Source organism: Collinsella aerofaciens, from assembly GCF_001404695.1.
In the GTDB taxonomy this organism is placed as follows: Bacteria; Actinomycetota; Coriobacteriia; order Coriobacteriales; family Coriobacteriaceae; genus Collinsella; species Collinsella aerofaciens_E.
Genome location: NZ_CZAQ01000060.1, coordinates 1 through 3611, shown reverse-complemented (window position 1 = coordinate 3611; position 3611 = coordinate 1). Strand labels below are relative to the sequence as shown.

The 3611-nt window shown below is 62.2% G+C and carries 3 protein-coding genes; all 3 read right to left on the bottom strand.

What is annotated here, in order from left to right:
- Positions 1 to 250: 250 nt before the first annotated feature.
- Positions 251 to 640: a metal-dependent transcriptional regulator gene (locus AQ996_RS09385; RefSeq protein WP_055252669.1), complete on the bottom strand. Its 390-nt coding sequence runs from the start codon at positions 638 to 640 to the stop codon at positions 251 to 253.
- Positions 641 to 847: 207 nt separating this feature from the next.
- Complete coding sequence (locus tag AQ996_RS09380; protein WP_055252667.1) at positions 848 to 1618, bottom strand: Cof-type HAD-IIB family hydrolase; 771 nt, start codon at positions 1616 to 1618, stop codon at positions 848 to 850.
- Between the two features lie 6 nt (positions 1619 to 1624).
- Positions 1625 to 3484 carry an ABC-F family ATP-binding cassette domain-containing protein gene (locus tag AQ996_RS09375; protein ID WP_055252665.1) on the bottom strand — a complete coding sequence of 620 codons (1860 nt, stop codon included), beginning with the start codon at positions 3482 to 3484 and terminating at the stop codon, positions 1625 to 1627.
- Between the last annotated feature and the right edge of the window lie 127 nt (positions 3485 to 3611).

The following is a 3611-nucleotide window of genomic DNA, read 5'->3' as shown; positions in this document are numbered from 1 at the left end:
CTTGGTTTTGAAAACGTCCTCGCGCATGAGGCCCGTCTTTCTTGCTCCTGCGGAGCAACGGAAAGGCGGGCCTCGCGCTGCGGAGTGTTTTCAAAACCAAGCCCGGCCCCGGCCTGCATTGACACAGCTGGCGGTTCTTGGGCATCGCTTGCTGGCGGGGTTCCTTTGCTGAAATGGACTTGGCCGAAAGGGCCGCTGGTCCCGGTCGCTGGTTCGCGCTTTGCGTGAACTCCGCGCTACTGTGGGTCAGTTAGGCTTCTGTTGTTGGACCCGCTACATCTTCCCGTCTCAGCATCGATCTTAGCTTCTCGAAGCTCTCCTCGCTCAGGCAGTGCTCCATGTGGCAGCCCTCTTGCGACGCGACCTCGGGCGTTACGCCTGCGTCCTCTAGCAGACCTACAAAAAAGCAGTGGCGCTCCCACATTTGACGGGCAACCTCAAGACCGCGTTCCGTCAGATGCACGTCGCGTTTGCCCATCTCCACGTAGCCGGTGCTCTCCAAGGCCGCCATGGCTTTAGAGACGCTTGCTTTGGTTACGCCCAAGTATTCGGCAACGTCGATCGAGCGCACGATGCCCTGACGTTCCGATAGAACGTAGATCGATTCGAGATAGTCTTCTCCGGATTCACGCAGGGCCATGGGCCGCCTTTCGCGATGGCTTCTAGTTAGCCTTTGGATACTTTTGCTTGATTTACTTTACCGCAAAAGTTGCCCATGTCTTACTACTTTGCCTAAAAGTTAGCCGTGTTTCACAAAACATGCGGGACGAAAACAAAATGGGGACGCCCCGCAAGGAGTGTCCCCAGCTGCCGGCAGAAAAGGAACGTCCCTAAGTGCCGGCCGCAGCTACAGTAGCCCAAAGTGCTTGGCGGCGCTGTAAATGCCGTCGTCGTCTACGGCGGTCGTAACGTAGGTCGCCGCGGCCTTCACGGTATCCTGCGCGTTGCCCATGGCCACACTTGTGCCCACGGCCGAGAACATCGACAGGTCGTTCTCGCCGTCGCCAAAGGCGATCGCCTCGCTCGCGTCGATGCCCAAGCGCTCCAGCGTCGCCGCCACGCCCAGGTCCTTGCCGCCGTTAGCGGGAATAATATCGCAGAACAGATCGCACCAGCGCGTAGTGAGCGAATGCGACACGGAATCGGTCACGATATGCTCGTCGGCCGGATCAACAAAGGCGCAAAACTGGTAGACCGGCGCGTCAAAGGCGTGCTCAAACGGCTCCTCATGGTAGACAATCCCCGCGTTACTGCCAGCCGTCACCACGCGCTCGGACAGGCGGTTCACAAACGAATTCTCGCCCTGCATGCACAGCGAGTCGTAGCGCCCCTGCGCCACCTGGTCCACAATCGCCGCGACGTCGTCCGAATCGATCGGGCAGCTGCGGTAAACGCCCTTGGCATCAAAACAGTGCTGACCCGAAAGCGTGATGTACGCATCCCAGCCCAGGTCGAACAGCCAGTCCGGCATCTGGTAGGTCGGACGGCCCGTGGCGATCACGCACGCGATCCCCTGCTCGCGAAAGCTGTCGAGCACCTGCTGCGCCGACGCCGGAATCCGATGGGTCTTAAAGCTCAGCAGCGTACCGTCGATATCGAAAAACGCGGCCTTGATCATCCTCGCCTACTCCTCGCCCTCGAGCTTCTCGCTCGCCTCGAGCCACGCCATCTCCAACTCGTCCATGGCGGCGTGGGCCTCGTCGATCTTTGCCTGCTGCTCGCCCAGCGCCGTGTAGTTGGTGGGATCGACCTGGGCCATTGCTGCCTCGGCCTCCTCAACGCGGGCGCGCTGCGTCTCCATTTTGCGCTCGAGCGAGCTCACCTCGCGGCGAAGCTTCTGGCGTTCGGCGTTGGAAAGGCCATTGGGCTGGCCGCTCGACTTGGGCTTTTCGGCCGCAGCCGCCGCGGCACCGGTGTCAAACGTGCCGGTCTTGGCGCTCGGCGCACCCACGGGCTCGCCCTCGGCGGTAGCGTTGCACAGGCGCAGGTACTGGTCCACGCCGCCGGGCATATGCGTCAGGTGGCCGTCGAGCAGCGCCCACTGCTGGTCGGTCACGCGCTCCATCAAGAAGCGGTCGTGCGTCACCAGGATCAGCGTGCCGGGCCAGCCGTCGAGCAGGTCCTCGACAATCGCGAGCATGTCGGTATCCAGGTCGTTGCCGGGCTCGTCCAGGATAAGCACGTTGGGCTCGTCCAGGATCGTCAGCAGCAGCGACAGGCGACGGCGCTGGCCGCCCGAAAGATCGCCGATGCGACTCCAGAGCTGCTGTGTCGTAAAGCCCAGGCGCTCGCAAAGCTTCTCGGGCGAAGTCTCCTTGCCGTCGATGACGTAGTACTTCTTATAGTTGCCGAGCACCTCGCGGATCGTGTCACCCATGTAGGGCTCGAGTTCCTCGAGCTGCTGCGACAGAACGCCAAAGCGCACCGTCTGGCCAATCTTCACACGGCCGCGCGTGGGCTCAATCTTGCCCTGGATCACGTCGAGCAAGGTCGACTTGCCGGCGCCGTTCTCGCCCAAAAGACCATAGCGGTCGCCCGCGCCGATGAGCCAGGTCACATCGGTGAGCACCTGCTTGGGCGCACCATCGGTATCCGCATAGCCGGCATCCACGTCGATGACATCGATGACCTGCTTGCCTAGGCGGCTCACGGCAAGGCGCTTGAGCTCCAGCTCGTCACGCACGGGCGGTACGTCGGCGATCAGCTCGCGAGCAGCCTCAACGCGAAACTTGGGCTTGGTGGAACGCGCCTGGGCGCCGCGGCTCAGCCACGCGAGCTCCTTGCGCGCCATGTTGCGACGGCGCTCCTCGGTAACGGCGGCCATGCGGTCGCGCTCCACGCGCTGCAGGATATATGCCGAGTAGCCGCCCTCGAAGGGATCTACCTGGCCGTCGTGGACCTCCCACATGCTGGTGCAGACCTCGTCCAAGAACCAGCGGTCGTGCGTGACCACGAGCATGGCGCCCTGGCCGCGCTGCCAGCGGGCCTTTAAGTGACGCGCAAGCCAGTTGATGGTGCGCATGTCCAGGTGGTTGGTGGGCTCGTCGAGCATGAGCACGTCGTAGTCGCCGATCAGCAGGCGCGCGAGGTCCACGCGACGGCGCTGACCGCCCGAGAGCTCGCCCTCCATGCCCTCCCAGGGTACATCGCTGATGAGGCCGGCGAGGATCTGGCGCGTACGCGGACTCGACGCCCACTCATACTCGGGCGTGTCGCCCACGACGGCATGATGCACGGTGTCGGTATCGACCAGGTTATCCTTTTGGCCGAGCAATCCAATCGTCGTGTCGCGGCGGTGCGTCACGCGGCCGTCGTCGGGCTCCAACGTGCCGGCGAGCACGCTCAGCAGCGTCGACTTACCGTCGCCGTTTTTACCGACAATACCAATACGGTCGCCCTCGCCCACGCCGAGCGTAACGCTATCGAAAATATGCTTGGTGGGAAACTCTAGGCTGACGGAATCGCATCCCAAAAGAATCGCCATATGCCCTGCTCCTTCGTAGAAATTCAACGTTGTCCATGATAGCGAAAACCACCACAAAGGGGACAGTGAACTGCCTCCCATTTCTTGGACATCGGGAAATGGGAGGTTTTCCATGAGTATAGACCTC